The organism is Bradyrhizobium sp. LB8.2 (genome assembly GCF_040548035.1).
Classification (GTDB): Bacteria; Pseudomonadota; Alphaproteobacteria; order Rhizobiales; family Xanthobacteraceae; genus Bradyrhizobium.
On record NZ_JBEPQV010000007.1, the window covers coordinates 132370 to 151149 of the forward strand.

The following is an 18780-nucleotide window of genomic DNA, read 5'->3' on the forward strand; positions in this document are numbered from 1 at the left end:
ATTGCGTTGCCGCGAAACTCCACGGACGGGTCCATGGAGTCAAGCAACAAGGGCGGGACCGCCGCAGCCCGGGCATCAGCTGCTGGCGTTCAGCAGCTTTGCCACGGTGCGATCAATCTCGTCGTAACGCCCCTCGCCCTCGTGCTGGAACACGATCTTGCCGTTCTGGTCGATGATGTACTGCGCCGGCCAATATCGGTTGCGGTAGGCGTTCCAGGTCTTGGAATCATTGTCCTGCGCCACCGGATAGGTGATGCCGTGGCGCTTCAGTGCGGCCTGGACGTTGGAGGCCGAGCGCTCGAACGGGAATTCCGGCGTGTGCACGCCGACCACGACGAGGCCCTTGTCCTTGTACTTGGCATAGAGCTCGGTGACGTGCGGCAGCGTGTTGACGCAGTTGACGCAGCCATAGGTCCAGAAGTCCACCAGCACGACCTTGCCGCGGAGATCGGCAATGTTCAGCGGTTTGGAGTTGAACCAGTTGTTGATGCCGGCGAAGTCGGGCGCGGCCTCCTGGCTGGCGGCAGCGGTGACGACAGGCACGGCGCGCGCGGCCTCGTCGCAGATGCCGGGGATGACGGCGCCGGTCACAGCGATGCCGATCAGTGCGGCGGAGACGGCGAGCAGTTTGAAAGTCATGGATGAGTCCTCCGGTTGAGATGCGCGATGATCACAGGCCGATCTGACCGGTGGGATAAAAGCCGGTGAGCCACGCCACGATCAGCGTGTCGTATTGGAAATAGGCGGCGAGGGCGAAGCCGATCACCACGACGCCAAAGCCCTGCTGAAGCCGTGGCGAGATGCGGGCGAGGCTGCGCACCCGCGTAGTCGCGGCCTGCCCGCCATAGGCGATCGCCAGCATCGGAATCGCCGCGCCGATCGCGTAGGCCACCAGCAACGTGCCGGCCCAGCCAAAATTCTTCGCGGTCGCGACCAGCGTCAGGATCGAGCCGAGCACCGGGCCCGCGCAGGGCGTCCAGACCAGGCCAAGCGTGGTGCCGAGCACGAGCCCGCCGAGCGCGCCCTCGCGCTGCGTAGCGTTGGAATTGCCGAGATCGAGCCAGCCATTGAGCCGGATCGACAGCCATTCGAACGGCGCCGGCCACAGCATCAACAGGCCGAAGCCGAGCAGCAGGATCGATGCCGCCTCGCGCAGTACGTTCGGATCGAAATCGAACAGCCGCGTGATTGCACCGAGCAGCAGCGCGGTCGCCGAGAACGAGATGACGAAGCCGAGCGCGATCATCGCCGGCCGCAAGTGTCCCGCGCGCCCGATCGAGGCGCCGAGCAGGATCGGCAGCATCGGCAGCGTGCAGGGCGCGGCGATGGTGAGAACGCCGGCAAGGAGAGCGAAGGTGAGTTCGAGCATGGGGCACTCGTAATGGGGGTCACGAGAGGAGTTCGGGCGGGATGGGGCGGACGTTGCGCGGCGTCACACGTTCGTGACGGGGAAGCCGTGGCCGCTTCGGCGGTGTGCCCCCTCTTCCCGCAAGCGGGAGAGGCGGGAGCCCGTGGTTGGCCCCACAGACCCCCAAAATACAAAACGACCCGGAGGGGAGCATCCCGTCCGGGTCGTTGGAGGTCTTGGGAGGTTTAACGAAACCGTATGTGAGTTTTATAGGAGGAAAGTTTTTCCGCCTGATGTTGTGCTTTGTTTCAATTGTTTCGTCCGCGGTAACACTTCCGTGTCCCGGATAGGGCCACTGCGAGGCCATATCTCTTTGAAATAATTCATCTTTAGGCAGCGAAGCGCTCGACGCCGGCGCCCTTAAGCAACTCGGCCAGTTGCTTGCGGGCGTAGAACATGCGGGTCTTCACCGTGCTCTGCGGGATGCCGATGATCTGACCGACCTCCTCCACCGACTTCTCATGGTAGTAGACGAGGTTGATGATTTCGCGATGCGCGGGTGACAATTTCTGAACGCAGGCGCGCAGGATGGCGCTGGTGTCGCTGCGGTCGAGCGAGGTCTCAGGCGTGTCGCAACCATCGGCGATCTGGCGCACGTCTTCCTGGTCGATGTCCTCGAAGCGCCGCTGGCGCATCGCGGTCAGCGCCTTGAAGCGGGCGATCGAGAGCAGCCAGGTCGAGACCTGCGAGCGGCCCTGGAATTGGCCGGCGGTCCGCCACACATCCAGAAACACCTGGCTGACGAGGTCTTCCGCCGTGGTGGCGTCCCGCACGATCCGCAGGATGAAGCGGTAGACGCGCACACTGTGACGGCAATAAAGGATGTGCATGGACGTACGGTTGCCGTCGGCAATGCTTTCGAGAAGCATGTCGTCCGAGGTCGCCTGAGCGGCGATGATGCTCTGGCTGGCTTGGGCGTTGATGGCGATGACGTTCGGCATTGACTTGGCTCCCCGTAGCGCCGCAACCGAGCGGCGTTTCCTTCGAGCAAAGTGTTAATGAGCCAACGTTTCGGGACGTCTGCACGAAAAGGGGAAAATGGTTTCGTGCGCCCCCAAATTGTTTCGTCGGATAGGGTGCGACGAAACATTCGAGGCAAAAAGGCGTGGAATTTCAATATACGGAAAATACGGGGCGGGGGTTAGGGACGCTTGGAACGTATTTCGGGCCTTTGCGTTCGCTGTCACCTCAATCCCGATGTCGGCCTGGCTTTCGCCAGGACGACACTCAAGCCTTCTCGCCCGCCGGCGAGAACAAATAGCCGCCGCCGCGGATGGTGCGGATCACGGCGGGTTTTGTCGGATCGGGCTCGATCTTGCGACGGATGCGCATGATGCGCAGATCGACGGCGCGGTCGAAGGCTTCGGCGTCACGCGCGTTGGCCAATTCCAGCAGGCGCTCGCGCGACAGCACGCGCTTCGGGTTGGCCGCGAACACCTTCAACAGCCCGAACTCGGATGCGGTCAGCGGATGCTCGTTGCCCTCGTCGTCGCGCAAGGCCTGCGCTTCGAGATCGAGCCACTTTGTCCCGAACCGTACCAATTGCTCCTTGTCCGATTTCGCAGCCGCCGCTTCCGCCGCCACGGCTTTCACCGGCGTGCTCCGGCGCAGCACCGAGCGGATGCGCGCCATCAGCTCTCGCAGCTCGCACGGCTTTGCCACGTAATCGTCGGCGCCAAGCTCAAGGCCGACGACGCGGTCGATCGGGCTCGCCGTCGCGGTGAGCATGATCACCGGCACGTTGATGCGGCTCTTGAGGTCGCGGATGATCGAGAGCCCGTCTTCCTCGGGCATGTTGAGGTCGAGCACGACGAGGTCGGGCATGCTGCCGTCGATCGCGGTGCGCAAGGACTTGCCGCCGTCGCACAGCGTCACGGTGAAGCCGTGCATCTTGAGGTAATCGCCGACCATCTCCCGGGCCGGGGCCTCGTCGTCCACGATCATGATGTGCGGGCTTTGGGTCATGGTCTTGAGATCACGGGATTTCTGTCGCGGGGAGGGTGATGGTGAAGGTCGAGCCCTTGCCGGGGCCCTCGCTCTCGGCGGTCACCTCGCCGCCATGCATGTCGATAATACGCTTGACGATGGACAACCCAAGCCCTGTCGAGCTCTCGCCGGCGGTCGGTTTTGCGGACAGTCGCTGGAACCGGCCGAACAGGCGGCCGAGATCCTCCGGCGACAGGCCGGCGCCCTCGTCGCTGACGCGGACGATGGTGTCGCCGCCCTCATGGCTCACGGCGACGTCGATCTTGCCGCCGATCGGTGAGTATTTGATCGCGTTGCTGATGAGATTGTCGATCGCCTCGCGGATGCGGTCGGTGTCGCACATGGTGACGATGTTGGCCGGCGCGATAACGCCGATCGCCTGCTGCTTGTTGACCGCGAGCGGCTGGTTGGCCTCGGCGACCTCCTTGACCAGGGCCGCGACGTCGACCGGCTCGCGGCGGATGGTGATGTCGAAGGCATCGGCCATCGCGTCCGAGATCAGATGGTCGACCATCGTGGTCAGGCGCTTCGTCGCATCGCGGATGTGATCGACCTGGGCGACCACGCCGCTCGACGACGCGCCGGTCGAGATCAGCTCTTTCAGCATCTCGGTACGGCCGAGGATGACGCCGAGCGGGTTCTTCAGATCATGCGCGACGGTGCCGAGAATCTCGTTCTTGAAGCCGTTGGCGCGCTGCAGCCGCAGCCATTGCGCCGAGAGGCGGCGGTTGGCCTGCATCAGCGCGCGGGTGCGTTGGGCGACGCGGTCTTCCAGCTGGGTGTTGGCGGCCTGGAGCTGCTGGTAGAGGATGACGTTGTCGAAGGCGATCGAGAGCCGGCTGGAGAAGATCTCGACCAGCGAGCGGTCGGTCTCCGACAGTTCGCGCTCGGCCTGGAGCAGCACAACGACCTCGCGGCCGCTTCCGGTGCGCAAATAGATCACGCTGCGGTGGTCGGCGAACTCGTTCTTGCGGCGCTGGAACGCGTCCTCCACCATCTGGCGCAGCTCGGGGTCGAGCGCCTTCGACGTTGTCATGCCGATGAAGCGGCTGTAGCAGCCGCTGCCGGCGAGCACCGAGAGCTCGGGGTCGATGCCGCCATTGTCGCGCAAAACCAGTATACCGGCGCAATCGACATTGAGCAGCGAGGCGAGCTGTGTCAGCACGCCCTCGGCGAGCCGCTGCATCGACTTGAAATCGTACAGCGTCGAGGCGGCGTCGATGATGATCTCGAGCCCGCGCCGGGTCTGCAGCATGCGCTCGAGTTGCTGGTAGGAGCGCAGCGCCGCGGTCAGCGAGGTGAACAGCTTGTCGGCGGTGAGCTCGGTCTTGGCCTTGTAGTCGTTGATGTCGTACTGCACGATCACGCGCCGCTCGGGCGCCTGGCCGGGCTGCCCGGTGCGCAGGATGATGCGCACGGTCTCGTTCTTGAGCTCGTTGCGGATGTACTCCACCAGGTCGAGGCCGGCGACGTCCGTTTCCATGATGACGTCGAGCAGCACGGCGGCGATGTCGCTGTGCGCGGCCATCAGCTTGCGACCTTCCGCCGCGGAATGGGCAGAGAGGATCTCCAGGCCCTGGCCGTTGAGGCTGTAGTCGGACAGCGCGAAGCGGGTGCCGTCATGCACGGCCTGATCGTCGTCGATGACGGCGATCTTCCATTTCCGGGCGTCAACATCCTCCGACGCGGTACCGGTGTCGTCGATCAGGTGGAGGACATCGTCCTGTTCGGCCATTGAGAAGTCCCGTCAGTCTCTGTGCTTTGCGCGCCGCCCCTGGCGACCCGGGGCATGATAATGCGAAATGTAGTGCCTTGTCCCAGCTTGGATTCCAGCATCATGCGACCGCCGAGCTGCTGGGTGACGAGGTTATAGACGATATGGAGGCCGAGTCCCGTGCCACCTTCATTGCGCCTTGTGGTAAAAAATGGGTCAAAGGCCTGGCGCTGCACGTCGGAGGTCATGCCGGCCCCGTCATCGGTGAAGATGATCTCGACGTCGTCGGCCCCACGGGGCCGCGCCGAGATCGTGATCGTGCCGGCACGGCCGTCGGCAAAGGCGTGGTTGGCGGCGTTGAGGAAGAGGTTGGTCAGGATCTGGCCGTAGGAGCCGGGATAACCGTCGAGCAGCAGCCCCTCGGGCATGTCGACATGGAGCGTGATCGGCGACCGCTTCAGCACCGGGCGCAGGCTCGCGATGATCTGGTCGGTGGCTTCGCTCAAGGAGAATTGCCGCCGCTCGGCATGGGAGCGATCGACCGCGACCTGCTTGAACGACTGGATCAGTTCGCCGGCGCGCTGCAGGTTGGCGACCAGCTGCTGCGAGGCGTCGCGTGAGGACTGCACGAATTCCTCGAGCTGCGAGCGGCGCAGGCCGCCTTCGCCCTTGAGCTGGGCCTCGAAGATCTCGGTGCGCCGGGCGAAGCTGGACGCGACGGTCAGGCTGATGCCGATGGGGTTGTTGACCTCGTGGGCGACGCCGGCTACGAGGCCGCCGAGGGCTGCGAGCCGCTCGGCATCGATCAGATTCTGCTGCGCGGTGTTGAGCTCGAGCAGCGCGCTCTCGGCCTTCTCCTTGGATGCGCGCAGCTCGTCCTCGGTCTCGCGCTTGGCAATCGCGTTTTCGCGGAATACTTCCACCGCGCGCGCCATGGCGCCGACTTCGTCGCGCGCGCGCGTGCCCTGCACCTCGCGGCCGAGGTCGCCGAGCGTAATCGCGCGCATCGCGGCCATGATCTGCTGCAGCGGCAGCCGGATCGACAGCGCGATCAGCACGCCGGCGGTGAGGATGATGCCGAGGAAGATCACGGCGATGGAAAGAACCCGCCGCGAAATGTCCGCGAGCGTCCGGTCGAACGTCTCCTGCGCCTTCTGCTCGCGCTGGCGCATCTTGGTGGAGAGGTCGTCGATGGCGCCGATCGCCTCGGCCTGGTTGGCGTCGATGGTGTTGCGCAGCAGCTCGGTGCGGCTTGTGAGCTGTTCGGAGAGCTTTGCAAAGCCTTCGCGCAGCGCGGCGGTGCGGGCCCCGAGCTTTTGCAGCGCCATGCGCTGGAGATCGTTGTCGGCGAGATCGATCATGACCGGGATGGTTGTCTCGATCGTCTCGGTGTTGCGCCGCGCCTCGTCGGCTGCGGCCGGTGACAGCGACAGATAGTAGGAATTGGCCGCGACCAGCATCGCGGTGAAGGCCTCGCGCGACTTGCCGAGCGACGGCCAGATCAGCGCATCGCGATGGCCGGTGGCGCCTTCGATGATGGAGTAGAGGCCGGCCATGTCCCTGGCGGGGCCCTGCACCTGATCCTCGTAGGTCCTGGCGATGGTGACCTGCACGCTGCGCAGTTCGCCAAAGCCGTTGAGAAAGCGGTCGGTGGTACGCTCCAGCTCCTCGACCGAGCCCGACAGCATCGGGTCGTTGGCGGCGCGGTTGGTCAGCGTACCCAGCACCGCCTCGCGCAGCAGCAGGATCTCGGCGAACAGATCCGGGCTCGGCTGGTTGATGTAGCGGTGGATCAGATTGTGCAGCCGCCCGGTCTCGCTTTCGAGCAGCGCCAGAATCCGGTCGGACTCGCGCACCTGGCGCACGTCGTCCCAGGCCGAGCCGAGCACCTGCGAGCCGTTCCAGATCAGCGCGACCAGCACCACCACCACGGCGGAATTCAGCGCCGCGATCGACAGGATGCGCCAGCGGATCGGCACCGCCCGGAGCGCACCGAGGAGCCGCGCGCGCAGCCGCCCGATCGGGCCGGGCGGCCTGTCTGCGTGCTCGCTGTGTCCAAGCCCGGGCAAGAGGCCTTACTCCACCTTGCGAATGCGTTCGATCAGCGCGGTCGCGGCGGGATCCTCGGCGGTCCTCGCGTAGACCACGCTCTTCACCGGGCGGCGCGCGCCGGAATCGCAGAGGGTGAGGCCGACCAAGCCGCAGGGCTCGAAACTGCCGAGGGTCTCGCTGCCGATAGGGCCGTCCAGCACCTTCTGCATGTGCTCGATGGACCGGAACAGGATCTCGTGCCGGCCGCCGCTGCGCTCGGCGATCAGGGCGCCCATGTAGCGCAGCGCCTGCACGGTCGGATAATCCTCGGTCTGGGTGTCGGGCCGCGCGGAATTCACGCGCAACGGCGCTCGTCGCGCAGATGGCGATCACAAGCGCGACGACAACCACCCCGGTCCGCGAGCGTTCGGCACGGTTCAACACTGGCACACTCAACCCCTCAGTGGTGGAGTCTATGGCGGGAGCAAAAGGTTCAATGCAATCTAGCAGATGGTCGGGGGAAGGCCATCCCGCCCGGCGTAGCGGCGTGATTGTGCGGCGCGGCCGCCGCGCATTCCCGGTTGAAACCGCAAATGCCGCGCCTTAAGCAGGGACAGCCGCCTTTCGTCATGCGACCCGGGAAGAGCATCGTGACTTCAGCATCGCGCCTTTTGCAGATCGCCGCCGCCTTTGCGGCTCTCTCATTGGCCGCGCCGGTGCGTGCCGCCACCGACATCGCGTGGTGGCACGCCATGTCCGGCGAGCTCGGCCGGCAGCTCGAGAAGCTCGCCTCCGACTTCAACGCCTCGCAGCCGGATTATCGCGTCGTGCCAACTTACAAGGGCAATTACACCGAGACGGTGACGGCAGCGATCTTCGCCTTCCGCTCGCGCAGCCAGCCCGCGATCGTTCAGGTCAACGAGGTCGCCACCGCCACCATGACCGCGGCCAAGGGTGCGATCTATCCCGTGTTCAGCCTGATGCGGGACATGAACGAGCCGTTCTCGCTGGGCGATTACCTTCCCGCCGTCTCCGGCTACTACACCGATGCGGCCGGCAATCTGTTGTCCTTCCCGTTCAATTCGTCGACGCCGATCCTCTATTACAACAAGACCATGTTCCGCGACGCGGGCCTCGATCCGGAGACGCCGCCGAAAACCTGGCCGGAGCTCGGCGCTGCTGCAAAACGCCTGCGCGATCGCGGCGCGGCGTGCGGCTTCACGACGTCCTGGCCGTCCTGGATCCATGTCGAGAACTTTTCGGCGTTTCACAATCTGCCGCTCGCGACCCGGGCCAACGGCTTTGCCGCGCTGGATGCCGAGCTGACCGTCAACAATCCGGTCGTCGTCAAACACGTTGCCCAACTTGTCGAATGGCAAAAGACAAAACTGTTCGATTATAGCGGTCGCGGCCAGTCGGCCGAGCCGCGCTTCCAGAACGGCGAATGCGGCATCTTCATCGGCTCCTCGGCGACGCGGGCCGACATCAAGGCGAATTCGAAATTCGAGATCGGCTATGGCATGATGCCGTATTGGCCCGACGTGAAGGGCGCGCCGCAGAACTCGATCATCGGCGGCGCTACATTGTGGGTGCTGCGCGACCGCCCGCGCGAGGAATACAAGGGCGTGGCGCGGTTCTTCGCCTATCTGTCGCAGCCCGGCGTGCAGGCCGCCTGGCACCAGAACACCGGCTATCTGCCTGTTACCCGCGCTGCCTTCGAACTGACGCGCGCGCAAGGTTTTTACGAGCGCAATCCGGGCTCGGCGATCTCATTCGAGGAGATCACGCTGCATCCCCCGACGGAGAATTCGAAGGGCATCCGGCTCGGCTCCTTCGTGCTGATCCGCGGCGCGATCGAGGACGAGCTGGAGCAGGCCTTTGCCGGCCACAAGAGCGCGCAAGGTGCGCTCGATTCCGCGGTCGTACGCGGCAACAAGCTGCTGCGCCAGTTCGAGCGCGCCAGCCCGGATAGGTAGAGTCTTGAGATTGGATCTTTCGGCAGCCGCGAAGGAGGCGCGCTCCCTCTCCCGCTTGCGGGAGAGGGTTGGGGAGAGGGTGCCTCCGCGATCGAGAACCCCGAAGAGGAGAAAGCCCTCACCCGACGCTGCGCGTCGACCTCTCCCGCAAGCGGGAGAGGTGCACCGCGTCCTGCGCCTGCGCCGGATCGACTCAAGCCTGTTCTGCGTGAGCGCATGCGGATGACGAATGGTCCATCGGAGCAATTACCTCACTTCGCCGACGCAGAAAGCTTTCGCGCCTGGCGCGCCACTCCCTCGCGATGGCTGCCGATTGCGCTCGACATCGCGCACAGTCACGGTGTCGATGTCAGCGCGCCGCTTGTGTTTGCGACCGGCACCAATCTCGTCGTCGGCCTCAGTGACCGGCTGATCCTGAAAATTTTCCCGCCGCTGCTGCGCGCCCAATTCGTCTCCGAGCGCGGCTCGTTGACGCAGCTTGCCGGCCGTCTACATTTGCCGATTCCCGAGATCGTCGCGGAAGGCGAGCGCGACGGCTGGCCTTATCTGATCATCACGCGCCTTGCCGGCACGCTCGGCTCGGAGGTTTGGCCGCGATTAGCCGAAGCGCAGAAGGAGCGCGTGCTGCGTCAGATCGGCGAGACCATTGCGTCCGTGCAGCGCGCGCCGCTCGGCCCGGTCGCGCAAATCCAGCCGCGCTGGGACGACTTCATGCGCGCCCAGATGCTGGGCTGCAAGGCGCGACACACGCGTCTGGGCCTTGCGCCGAAATTCCTCGCCGGCCTCGACGATCTCCTGCGCGACGCGCCAAAACTCATTCCGATGGACTCGCCGCCGGTGATCCTGATCGGCGAATACATTCCGGAGAACTTCTTGCTCGCCTGCTGCGACGATCAATGGTCGCTCGCCGGCCTGTTCGACTTCGGCGACGTGCTGGCGGGATGGCGCGATTACGATCTGCTCGGGCCCAGCGCGTTCATGGCAGCGGGCCGGCCGGGGAGGGTGCGCAGCCTGCTCGAGGGTTTTGGTTATGCGAAGCCGGACTACGCGCTGAAGCGACGGCTGATGGCCCTGATGCTCCTCCACCGCGCCAGCGACCTCAACAGCCACATCTGCATCGAGGGCTGGCAGGAGCAGGCGAACGATCTTGTCGAGTTGCAGGATCTGATCTGGCCGGGATGACGCCCACGAGTTGAGCGCGGAGTACGACAGTCTATTTTATGTGCAATTACGCTTCTTTGTATGCAATGCCTTGGCATCTTGATTGAGAGCGGCGGCTTGGCCGGAAAGCTATATTATCACGTACTAACAACAACTTATTGATTGACTAGCGTCTCGTTAAGCCTTGGCACGAACCTTGCGAATCCAGTTCCAACCAAAAACTTTCGAGTTGGAGCCGTTTCATGAAGCGCCGCGATTTCCTCAAGTCCGTTTCCGGATTGGCCGCTGGTGCGGCGCTTCCGGCCATGCCGACGGTGATCTCGTCCGCCCAGGCCGATGCGCGGTCGGAGACGCTGCTGATCGTCTCGGAAGGTGGCCCCAACAATCTCGACATCCACGGCGTCGGCACCAACGTGCCCGGCTACGAAGTATCCTGGAATTGCTACGACCGTCTGATCAGCCACGAGATGAAGAGCGGCCCCGGCGGCGTGCCCTATTACGACCGTGACAAGTTTAGGGGTGAGCTCGCCGAGGACTTCAAGATCGACGAGATGTCGGTCACCTTCAAGCTGAAGAAGAACGCCAAATTCCACGACGGCGCGCCTGTGACCGCGAAGGACGTCAAATGGTCACTTGATCGCGCGGTGAGCGTCGGCGGTTTTCCGACCTTCCAGATGAGCGCGGGCTCGCTGACAAAACCCGAGCAGTTCGTCGTGATCGATGACTACACGATCCGCGTCGATTTCGCGAAGAAGGACCGGCTCACGATCCCCGATCTCGCCGTCATCGTTCCCTGCATCATCAATTCCGAACTGGTGAAGAAGAACGCCAGCGAAAAAGACCCCTGGGGTCTTGAGTACACGAAGCAGCAGACCGCGGGCTCGGGCGCCTACAAGGTGACGAAGTGGACCGCCGGCACCGAAGTCGTCATGGAGCGTAACGAGGATTGGGTCGGCGGCCCCTTGCCGAAGATCAAGCGCGTGATCTGGCGCATGGTGCCGCAGGCCGGCAATCGCCGCGCGCTCTTGGAGCGCGGTGACGCCGACATCTCCTACGAGCTGCCGTTCAAGGATTTCCAGGAGATGAAGGCGAGCGGCAAGCTCAACGTGGTGTCGCTGCCGTTCTCCAACGGCATCCAGTATATCGGCATGAACGTCACCAAGCCGCCGTTCGACAATCCCAAGGTACGTCAGGCGGTCGCCTACGCGATTCCCTATCAGAAGATCATGGACGCGGTGATGTTCGGGCTCGCGAACCCGATGTTCGGCGCGCCGAAGGACAAGCCGACCGAAGTCGCCTGGCCGCAGCCGCACAAATACAACACCGACATGGACAAGGCGAAGGCGCTGATGGCCGAGGCGGGCTACGCCAACGGCTTCGAGACCACGATCTCGTTCGATTTGAACTTCGCCGGCGTCAACGAGCCGCTCTGCGTGCTGGTGCAGGAGAGCCTGGCCCAGATCGGCATCAAGACCACCATCAACAAGGTGCCCGGCGCCAACTGGCGCACCGAACTGAACAAGAAGGAGATGCCGCTCTTCACCAACGTGTTCTCGGGCTGGCTCGATTACCCCGAATACTTCTTCTACTGGTGCTATCACGGCAACAATTCCGTCTTCAACACCATGAGCTACAAGTCGGCGGAGATGGACAAGCTCATCGACGGCGCACGCAATGCGGCAGCTATCGGCGACACGGCGACCTACGACACCGACGTGAAGGGCTTTGTCGACCTCGCCTACAGCGACATCCCGCGCATCCCGCTGTACCAGCCCTTCGTCAACGTCGCGATGCAGAAGAACATCAGCGGCTACCAATACTGGTTTCACCGCCGCCTGGATTACCGCGCGATGGCGAAGGGGTGAGGGGTCATGCTGACTATGATCGGCAAGCGCCTGATGTTCGCGATCCCGTCGCTGATCGGGGTCGTCATCGTCACCTTCCTGCTGACGCGCGCGCTGCCCGGCGACCCTGCCGCGTATTTCGCCGGTCCCGCCGCGACCAAGGAAGCCGTCGAGCAGATCCGCAAAAAGCTCGGCCTCGACAAGCCGCTGATCGAGCAGTTCTTCCGCTACACCAACGACCTCGCCCATGGCGATTTCGGCAATTCACTCACGACGGGCCAGCCGGTCGCGGCCGAGATCCGCAACCGCCTGCCGGCCTCCGCCGAGTTGACGCTGCTCGGCCTCGTCGTCTCGATCGTGATCGCCATCCCGCTCGGCGTGTTGGCGGCGACGCGGCCGGGCTCATGGGTCGATCATCTCTGTCGCGTCACGACGACGGCCGGCGTCTCGCTGCCGGTGTTCTTCACCGGCCTCGTGCTGGTCTATGTCTTCTATTTCCGGCTCGGCTGGTCGCCCGCGCCGCTCGGCCGGCTCGATGTGTTCTATAGCGCACCGCCGACGGTAACCGGCTTCTACCTGATCGACACCCTGATCGCGCGCGACCTCGAGGCGTTCCGTTCGGCATGCAGCCAGCTCATCCTGCCGGCGACGACGCTTGCGATCTTCTCGCTGGCGCCGATCGCGCGCATGACGCGTGCCTCGATGCTGGCGGTGCTGTCGTCGGAGTTCGTGCGCACCGCGCGCGCCAGCGGCCTGTCGCCCGCGACCGTCATCGTCACCTACGCGTTTCGGAACGCGATGCTTCCCGTCATCACCACGCTCAGCATGGTGTTCTCGTTCCTGCTCGGCGCCAACGTGCTGGTCGAAAAAGTGTTCGCATGGCCCGGCATCGGCTCCTACGCGGTCGAGGCGCTGATCTCGTCGGACTTCGCGCCGGTGCAGGGTTTTGTGCTGACCATGGCGGTCATGTACGTGCTGCTCAATCTCGTGATCGACATTCTCTATGGCGTGATCGATCCGCGCGTGCGGCTGGAAGGGTAGCGCATGATCCGGAAAAGTGGAGGCCGGTTTTCCGACAGGATCATGGGCAAAACAAAAGGGACACAATGAGCTCCGTTGCGCCTGCTGTCGAACCCGTAAGTCCCGCGCGGACGTCAGGGCTCGTCGCGTTGCTCGACCAGACCCGCTACGTGCTCGGCGAGAACAAAGTCACGGGCTTCGCCTTCGCGCTGCTGATCGTGATCCTCATTGCTGCGATCTTCGGTCCCTATGTGGTGCCGTATGATCCGCTGGCGTCCGACACCGCCGCGTCGTTGAAGCCGCCCTCGGCTGCGCACTGGTTCGGCACCGACCAGCTTGGTCGCGACATCTTCAGCCGGGTCGTCGTGGCGACGCGGCTCGACGCGTTCATCGCGGTGGCCTCCGTCGTGCTGGTGTTTTTGATGGGCGGGCTCGCCGGCATCGCCGCCGGCTATTTCGGCGGCTGGACCGACCGTATCGTCGGCCGCATCGCCGACACCATCATGGCCTTTCCGCTGTTCGTGCTCGCCATGGGCATCGTCGCGGCGCTCGGCAACACAGTGCAGAACATCATTTTGGCGACCGCGATCGTGAACTTCCCGCTCTATGCCCGGGTCGCGCGCGCCGAAGCCAATGTGCGCCGCAATGCCGGCTTCGTTCAGGCGGCGCGTCTCTCCGGCAACGGCGAATTCCGTATTCTTCTCGTGCATATTCTGCCCAACATCATGCCGATCATGATCGTGCAGATGTCGCTGACCATGGGCTACGCCATCCTCAATGCCGCCGGCCTGTCCTTCATCGGCCTCGGCGTCCGTCCGCCGACGGCGGAATGGGGCATCATGGTCGCCGAAGGCGCGGGCTTCATGGTCTCCGGCGAATGGTGGATCGCGCTGTTCCCGGGCCTCGCGCTGATGATCGCCGTGTTTTGTTTCAACCTCCTCGGCGACGGCCTGCGCGACATCGTCGACCCGCAGCGGAGGACGTGATGGCTGGAGTACGCGCAAATTCCCGCTCAAAATTCTCCAATGAAATCAATCCAATTCTACTGTGCATGGGGTTGTTTTCGACGGGTTTGTTTGGGAGGCACCCATGACCGCCCAGCCCCTGCTCGACGTCCAGGACCTCACGGTCGAATTCAACACCCGCCGCGGCATCGTCAAGGCGGTGCAGCACGTCAACATCTCCATCGCCAAGGGGGAGACGCTCGCCATCGTCGGCGAGTCCGGCTCCGGCAAATCGGTGACGTCGTATGCGGTGATGCGCATCCTCGACCGCGCGGGGCGGATCGCCGAGGGCTCGGTGATGTTCTCCGGGATCGACGTCAAGGCCGCGACCGAAGACCAGATGCGCGACCTGCGCGGCCGCGAAGTCTCGATGATCTTCCAGAACCCGCGCGCCGCGCTCAATCCGATCCGGAAAGTGGGCGACCAGATCGAGGACGTGCTGCGCACCCATGTGCAACAGGCCATGGTTTCGGACCGCGGCGAGAAGGCGATCGAGGCGCTGGAGCAGGTCAAGATCGCCCGCCCGCGCGAGCGCTATCACGCCTATCCATTCGAGCTGTCCGGCGGGATGTGCCAGCGCGTCGTCATCGCGCTCGCGCTCGCCTGCAATCCACAGCTTTTGATCGCGGACGAACCGACGACTGGATTGGACGTCACCACGCAGAAGGCGGTGATGGACCTGATCGTCGAGCTGACCAAGCGCAAGGCGATGTCCACCATCCTGATCACCCACGATCTCGGCTTGGCCGCCGCCTATTGCGACCGCGTCGTGGTGATGGAGAAGGGCCGGGTGGTCGAGACCGCGAAAGCCGCCGACATCTTCGCCAATCCGCAGCACCCCTATACGAAAAAGCTGATGCGCGCGACGCCGCGGCTCGGCGTGAGCCTGCGGGATCTGTTACCGGAGGAGGAGGGCGCAGCTGTCATGGCCGCGCCTGACCCGGCCATCCACCAGGCGTGGCAAGACGAGGCCAGGAAGAGCGACCAGCCCCTTCTCCTCATCGAAAAGCTCGTCAAGGAATATCCTCGCCAGGGCGCGACCGCGACGCTCGGCAAATTGCTCGGCCGCAAGCCGCCGGTCGAGCCGGATGTGTTCCGCGCGGTCGACGGCATCAGCTTTTCCATCGGTCATGGCGAGAGCGTCGGCCTGGTCGGCGAGTCCGGCTGCGGCAAATCGACCACGTCGATGATGGTGATGCGGCTCTTGGACCAGACCTCGGGCCTGATCCAGTTCGACGGCGAGGACATCGGCGGCATTGCGCCGGCGGGATTTGCCCGGCTGCCGCAACGCAGCCGTATCCAGATGGTGTTCCAGGATCCGACCGACAGCCTCAACCCGCGCTTTACCGCCGCACGAGCCATCATCGACCCCATCATGCAGCTCGGCGACATCAGGGGGCTCGATGCGCTGCGCACCCGCTGCGAGGAACTGGCCACCATGGTGGGCCTGCCGCTCAATCTGCTCGATCGCTTCCCGCATCAATTGTCGGGCGGCCAGAAGGCCCGCGTCGGCATTGCCCGCGCCATCGCCCTGCACCCAAAGCTCGTCATTCTGGATGAGCCGACCGCGGCGCTCGACGTCTCGGTGCAAGCCGTGGTGCTCAATCTGCTTCAGGACCTCAAGGCACGGCTAGGTATGAGCTATCTGTTCGTCTCGCATGATTTGAATGTGGTGCGCTTGTTGTGCGATCGTGTCATTGTCATGCGGTCGGGTCGAATCGTCGAAGAAGGCTCTTCCGACAGAGTCTTGAGCGATCCGCAGGACGATTACACCAAGGAGCTGCTGACGGCGATCCCGCATCCGCCGTTGCCGTTGCATTGATTGTTTGGGAGCGTGATGGCCGAACCGCTGGACGATTACATCGACGCCGTATCGCAGGCGCTGGCATTGCCGGTCGAGGACGCTTGGCGACCGGCCATTCGCGCCAACCTCGAAGTCTCGTTGCGGCTCGGCCGCCTCGTCGACGAATTCGCGCTGCCGGACGAGACCGAGCCGGCGCCCGTGTTCACCGTCTGACGCCGCCATGACGACCAAGCCAGAGATGACAGCTTCCGATATCGCGAGCGCGGTTGCGGGCCGCAAAATGTCGGCGCTCGATGCGACCGAAGCAGCGCTTGCGCGCATCAAGCAGCACGACACCATCCTCAACTCCTTCACCGACATCACCGCCGATCGCGCCCGTGCCAAAGCGCGCGCGATCGACGCCGATATCGCCGCCGGCAAGTCCGTCGGCCCGCTCGCCGGCGTGCCCTTCGCGGTGAAGAACCTGTTCGACGTCGCGGGCCTCGCCACACGCGCAGGCTCGAAGATCAACCGAGACCGCGTGCCCGCCACGCGCGATGCCACGCTGATCGAGCGCATGGAGGCCGCCGGCGCCGTGCTGGTCGGTGCGCTCAATATGGGCGAATACGCCTATGACTTCACCGGCGAGAATGTCCATCACGGTCCCTCGCGCAATCCGCATGACACCACGCGAATGAGCGGCGGCTCCTCCGGCGGCTCGGGTAGCGCGGTCGGCGGCGCGCTGGTGCCGATCGCGCTCGGCTCTGATACCAACGGTTCGATCCGCGTGCCGTCCTCCTTCTGCGGCATCTTTGGCCTGAAGCCGACCTATGGCCGGCTCTCGCGCGCGCGCTCGTTTCCGTTCGTCGCGAGCCTCGATCATCTCGGCCCGTTCGCGCGCTCGGCCACCGATCTCGCGCTGGCCTATGACGTGATGCAGGGCCCGGATGCCGACGATGCCGCCTGCACGGCGCGCGGGATAGAGCCGACGCTGCCGCTGCTCGCCAATCCGGTTTCGGACCTGCGCATTGCGATCGCCGGCGAGTACTTCCAGCAGAATCTGTTTCCGGAAGCCGTCGAGGCTATCGGCCGCGTCGCCAAGGCGCTGGGCGCAACGCGCGTGGTGGACGTGCCCGAAGCCGCGCGCGCCCGTGCCGCGGCCTATGTCATCAGCACCACCGAAGGCGCCTCGCTGCATCTCGATCGCCTGCGCAAGCGGCCGAACGATTTCGATCCAGCCGTGCGCGACCGGTTGATCGCGGGCGCCATGGTGCCGGCGCCGCTGGTCGACCGCGCCCAGAAATTCCGTCGCTGGTATCGCGCGCAACTCGCCGAGGTCTTCAAGTCCGTCGACGTGTTGCTCGCCCCCGCGACGCCTTGCACCGCGCCAAAGCTCGGCCAGGTCAATTTCAACCTTGGCGGCGTCGAGCTGCCGGTGCGCGCCAATATCGGCATCCACACCCAGCCGATCTCGTTCATCGGTCTGCCGGTCGTCGCGGTGCCGGTGCCGCTCGAGCCGCTGCCGATCGGCGTGCAGATCATCGCCGCGCCCTGGCGCGAGGACATCGCGTTGCGCGTCGCGTACGCGTTGGAGAAGATGGGCGTCGTCGCTCCGCCCAGCCCAAAAGGATTTTGAGATGGAGATCGATCTTCCCGACGTGATCGCGGAAGTCAAAGCCGCGTTCGACCGCTACGAGCAGGCGCTGATCACCAACGACGTCGCCGTGCTCGGCGAGCTCTTCCGCAACGATCCCCGCACGCTGCGCTATGGTATCGGCGAGAACCTCTACGGCTATGAGGCGATCTCCGGCTTTCGAGCCGGGCGCTCGCCGGTCGGCCTCAACCGCCGCACTGCGAAAACCGTGATCACCAGCTATGGCCGCGACACCGCGGTCGCCTCCACCCTGTTCTATCGCGACACGGTGCCGGGTAAGGTCGGCCGGCAGATGCAGACCTGGGTAAAATTCCCGGAGGGCTGGCGCGTCGTCGCCGCCCATGTCAGCATCATCGACGAGTCGAAAGAGACCTGATCGTATGACGCTTGACGACCTTCCGCAGGGAACACTGCCGGCCGAGCCGGTGGTGCCGCGCGTCGACCGGGCGTCGCCTTCGGTGCAGAAGGTCACGCGCGCCGAGGAGCTGCGCCTGCAACTCGCCGACGAGATCGTGCGCGGAGCTCTGGCGCCCGGCTCCCCGCTTGACGAGACCGACATCGCGCGCCGCTTCAGCGTCTCCCGCACGCCGGTGCGGGAAGCACTGCGCCAGCTCGTGGCAAGCGGTCTCGTCGAAGCGCGTGCTCATCGCGGCGCGGTCGTGGCGCAGCCTTCATTCGAACGGCTGACAAGCATGTTCGAGGCGATGGCGGAGCTAGAGGCGCTCTGTGCAGGTCTCGCGGCCGAGCGCATGTCTGCCGTCGAGCGCCACGGCCTGGAGGCCATCCACGAAGAGCTGCGGGTCTTGAGCTACACCGGCAATCCCGATCGTTTCCACGAGGTCAACGAGCGCTTCCACAACGCGATCTATGCGGGATCGCAGAACGGCTACATCGCCGAGATCACGCTGGCGACGCGCGTCCGCGTGCAGCCGTTCCGCCGCGCCCAGTTCCGCAACCTTGGACGTCTCGCCAAATCCCAAGCCGAGCACGACCGCGTCGTCGTCGCCATCATGCGCGGCGACAAGCAGGGCGCCGCGGCCGCGATGCGCGCGCATATCGAGCTGGTGCGCGGGGAGTACGAGATCTACGCGGTGTCGGTGTGATCTCCTCATCCTGAGGAGCGGCCGAAGGCCGCGTCTCGAAGGATGAAAGGCCGAGATGCAGCCGCGTGGCCTTCATGGTTCGAGACGGCGCCTGCG

Annotated in this window: 17 protein-coding genes; 10 read left to right on the forward strand and 7 right to left on the reverse strand. The window is 64.7% G+C overall.

All coding sequences use genetic code 11. The features are described from left to right. Positions 1 to 75: 75 nt before the first annotated feature. The 7 genes from ABIB06_RS11480 to ABIB06_RS11510 form a co-directional block, all read right to left on the reverse strand. Positions 76 to 639, reverse strand: a complete 564-nt coding sequence (locus ABIB06_RS11480; RefSeq protein WP_354048237.1) for a thioredoxin family protein — start codon at positions 637 to 639, stop codon at positions 76 to 78. A 31-nt stretch (positions 640 to 670) separates the two neighbouring features. Next, entirely contained in the window at positions 671 to 1369 is a 699-nt protein-coding gene (locus ABIB06_RS11485; protein WP_354048238.1) for a cytochrome c biogenesis CcdA family protein, read from the reverse strand. A 368-nt stretch (positions 1370 to 1737) separates the two neighbouring features. After that, positions 1738 to 2349: a sigma-70 family RNA polymerase sigma factor gene (locus ABIB06_RS11490; RefSeq protein WP_247351852.1), complete on the reverse strand. Its 612-nt coding sequence runs from the start codon at positions 2347 to 2349 to the stop codon at positions 1738 to 1740. Positions 2350 to 2635: 286 nt separating this feature from the next. Next, positions 2636 to 3373: a response regulator gene (locus ABIB06_RS11495; RefSeq protein WP_354048240.1), complete on the reverse strand. Its 738-nt coding sequence runs from the start codon at positions 3371 to 3373 to the stop codon at positions 2636 to 2638. A 10-nt stretch (positions 3374 to 3383) separates the two neighbouring features. Next, entirely contained in the window at positions 3384 to 5129 is a 1746-nt protein-coding gene (locus ABIB06_RS11500; RefSeq protein WP_354048242.1) for an ATP-binding response regulator, read from the reverse strand. Further along, positions 5099 to 7129: a sensor histidine kinase gene (locus tag ABIB06_RS11505; RefSeq protein WP_354048360.1), complete on the reverse strand. Its 2031-nt coding sequence runs from the start codon at positions 7127 to 7129 to the stop codon at positions 5099 to 5101. The genes ABIB06_RS11500 and ABIB06_RS11505 overlap by 31 nt, the downstream gene beginning before the upstream one ends. 54 nt (positions 7130 to 7183) lie before the next feature. Further along, entirely contained in the window at positions 7184 to 7504 is a 321-nt protein-coding gene (locus ABIB06_RS11510; RefSeq protein WP_502916527.1) for a hypothetical protein, read from the reverse strand. Between the two features lie 264 nt (positions 7505 to 7768). On the opposite strand from ABIB06_RS11510, the gene ugpB reads away from it, so the two are divergent. The 10 genes from ugpB to ABIB06_RS11560 all read left to right on the forward strand — a co-directional run bounded on the left by ugpB (position 7769) and on the right by ABIB06_RS11560 (position 18684). Next, positions 7769 to 9115, forward strand: a complete 1347-nt coding sequence (ugpB, locus tag ABIB06_RS11515; RefSeq protein ID WP_354048362.1) for a sn-glycerol-3-phosphate ABC transporter substrate-binding protein UgpB — start codon at positions 7769 to 7771, stop codon at positions 9113 to 9115. A gap of 222 nt (positions 9116 to 9337) precedes the next feature. Further along, a complete protein-coding gene (locus ABIB06_RS11520; protein WP_354048244.1) occupies positions 9338 to 10297 on the forward strand; it encodes an aminoglycoside phosphotransferase family protein in 960 nt (319 codons plus the stop codon). Positions 10298 to 10518: 221 nt separating this feature from the next. Beyond that, a complete protein-coding gene (locus ABIB06_RS11525; protein ID WP_354048246.1) occupies positions 10519 to 12141 on the forward strand; it encodes an ABC transporter substrate-binding protein in 1623 nt (540 codons plus the stop codon). A gap of 6 nt (positions 12142 to 12147) precedes the next feature. Continuing rightward, positions 12148 to 13161: an ABC transporter permease gene (locus tag ABIB06_RS11530; RefSeq protein ID WP_354048247.1), complete on the forward strand. Its 1014-nt coding sequence runs from the start codon at positions 12148 to 12150 to the stop codon at positions 13159 to 13161. Between the two features lie 65 nt (positions 13162 to 13226). Next, positions 13227 to 14126: an ABC transporter permease gene (locus ABIB06_RS11535; RefSeq protein ID WP_354048249.1), complete on the forward strand. Its 900-nt coding sequence runs from the start codon at positions 13227 to 13229 to the stop codon at positions 14124 to 14126. A 103-nt stretch (positions 14127 to 14229) separates the two neighbouring features. Then, a complete protein-coding gene (locus ABIB06_RS11540; RefSeq protein WP_354048251.1) occupies positions 14230 to 15966 on the forward strand; it encodes a dipeptide ABC transporter ATP-binding protein in 1737 nt (578 codons plus the stop codon). A gap of 15 nt (positions 15967 to 15981) precedes the next feature. Further along, positions 15982 to 16161 (forward strand): DUF4089 domain-containing protein, encoded by a 180-nt coding sequence (locus tag ABIB06_RS11545; RefSeq protein ID WP_247339199.1) that lies wholly within the window; start codon positions 15982 to 15984, stop codon positions 16159 to 16161. Positions 16162 to 16168: 7 nt separating this feature from the next. Beyond that, positions 16169 to 17563, forward strand: coding sequence for an AtzE family amidohydrolase (locus ABIB06_RS11550; RefSeq protein ID WP_354048252.1), 1395 nt, complete (start codon positions 16169 to 16171; stop codon positions 17561 to 17563). 1 nt (position 17564) lies between these two features. After that, positions 17565 to 17957 carry an oxalurate catabolism protein HpxZ gene (gene hpxZ / locus ABIB06_RS11555; RefSeq protein ID WP_247443596.1) on the forward strand — a complete coding sequence of 131 codons (393 nt, stop codon included), beginning with the start codon at positions 17565 to 17567 and terminating at the stop codon, positions 17955 to 17957. A gap of 4 nt (positions 17958 to 17961) precedes the next feature. Continuing rightward, positions 17962 to 18684, forward strand: a complete 723-nt coding sequence (locus tag ABIB06_RS11560; protein WP_354048254.1) for a GntR family transcriptional regulator — start codon at positions 17962 to 17964, stop codon at positions 18682 to 18684. Positions 18685 to 18780: the final 96 nt, after the last annotated feature.

Excerpts from the sequence above, each read along its gene's own strand:
- ABIB06_RS11480 (WP_354048237.1), bottom strand. The coding sequence starts at position 639 with ATGACTTTCAAACTGCTCGCCGTCTCCGCCGCACTGATCGGCATCGCT.
- ABIB06_RS11485 (WP_354048238.1), bottom strand. The coding sequence starts at position 1,369 with ATGCTCGAACTCACCTTCGCTCTCCTTGCCGGCGTTCTCACCATCGCC.
- ABIB06_RS11490 (WP_247351852.1), bottom strand. The coding sequence starts at position 2,349 with ATGCCGAACGTCATCGCCATCAACGCCCAAGCCAGCCAGAGCATCATC.
- ABIB06_RS11495 (WP_354048240.1), bottom strand. The coding sequence starts at position 3,373 with ATGACCCAAAGCCCGCACATCATGATCGTGGACGACGAGGCCCCGGCC.
- ABIB06_RS11500 (WP_354048242.1), bottom strand. The coding sequence starts at position 5,129 with ATGGCCGAACAGGACGATGTCCTCCACCTGATCGACGACACCGGTACC.
- ugpB (WP_354048362.1), top strand. The coding sequence starts at position 7,769 with ATGCGACCCGGGAAGAGCATCGTGACTTCAGCATCGCGCCTTTTGCAG.
- ABIB06_RS11520 (WP_354048244.1), top strand. The coding sequence starts at position 9,338 with ATGACGAATGGTCCATCGGAGCAATTACCTCACTTCGCCGACGCAGAA.
- ABIB06_RS11525 (WP_354048246.1), top strand. The coding sequence starts at position 10,519 with ATGAAGCGCCGCGATTTCCTCAAGTCCGTTTCCGGATTGGCCGCTGGT.
- ABIB06_RS11530 (WP_354048247.1), top strand. The coding sequence starts at position 12,148 with ATGCTGACTATGATCGGCAAGCGCCTGATGTTCGCGATCCCGTCGCTG.
- ABIB06_RS11535 (WP_354048249.1), top strand. The coding sequence starts at position 13,227 with ATGAGCTCCGTTGCGCCTGCTGTCGAACCCGTAAGTCCCGCGCGGACG.
- ABIB06_RS11540 (WP_354048251.1), top strand. The coding sequence starts at position 14,230 with ATGACCGCCCAGCCCCTGCTCGACGTCCAGGACCTCACGGTCGAATTC.
- ABIB06_RS11545 (WP_247339199.1), top strand. The coding sequence starts at position 15,982 with ATGGCCGAACCGCTGGACGATTACATCGACGCCGTATCGCAGGCGCTG.
- ABIB06_RS11550 (WP_354048252.1), top strand. The coding sequence starts at position 16,169 with ATGACGACCAAGCCAGAGATGACAGCTTCCGATATCGCGAGCGCGGTT.
- hpxZ (WP_247443596.1), top strand. The coding sequence starts at position 17,565 with ATGGAGATCGATCTTCCCGACGTGATCGCGGAAGTCAAAGCCGCGTTC.
- ABIB06_RS11560 (WP_354048254.1), top strand. The coding sequence starts at position 17,962 with ATGACGCTTGACGACCTTCCGCAGGGAACACTGCCGGCCGAGCCGGTG.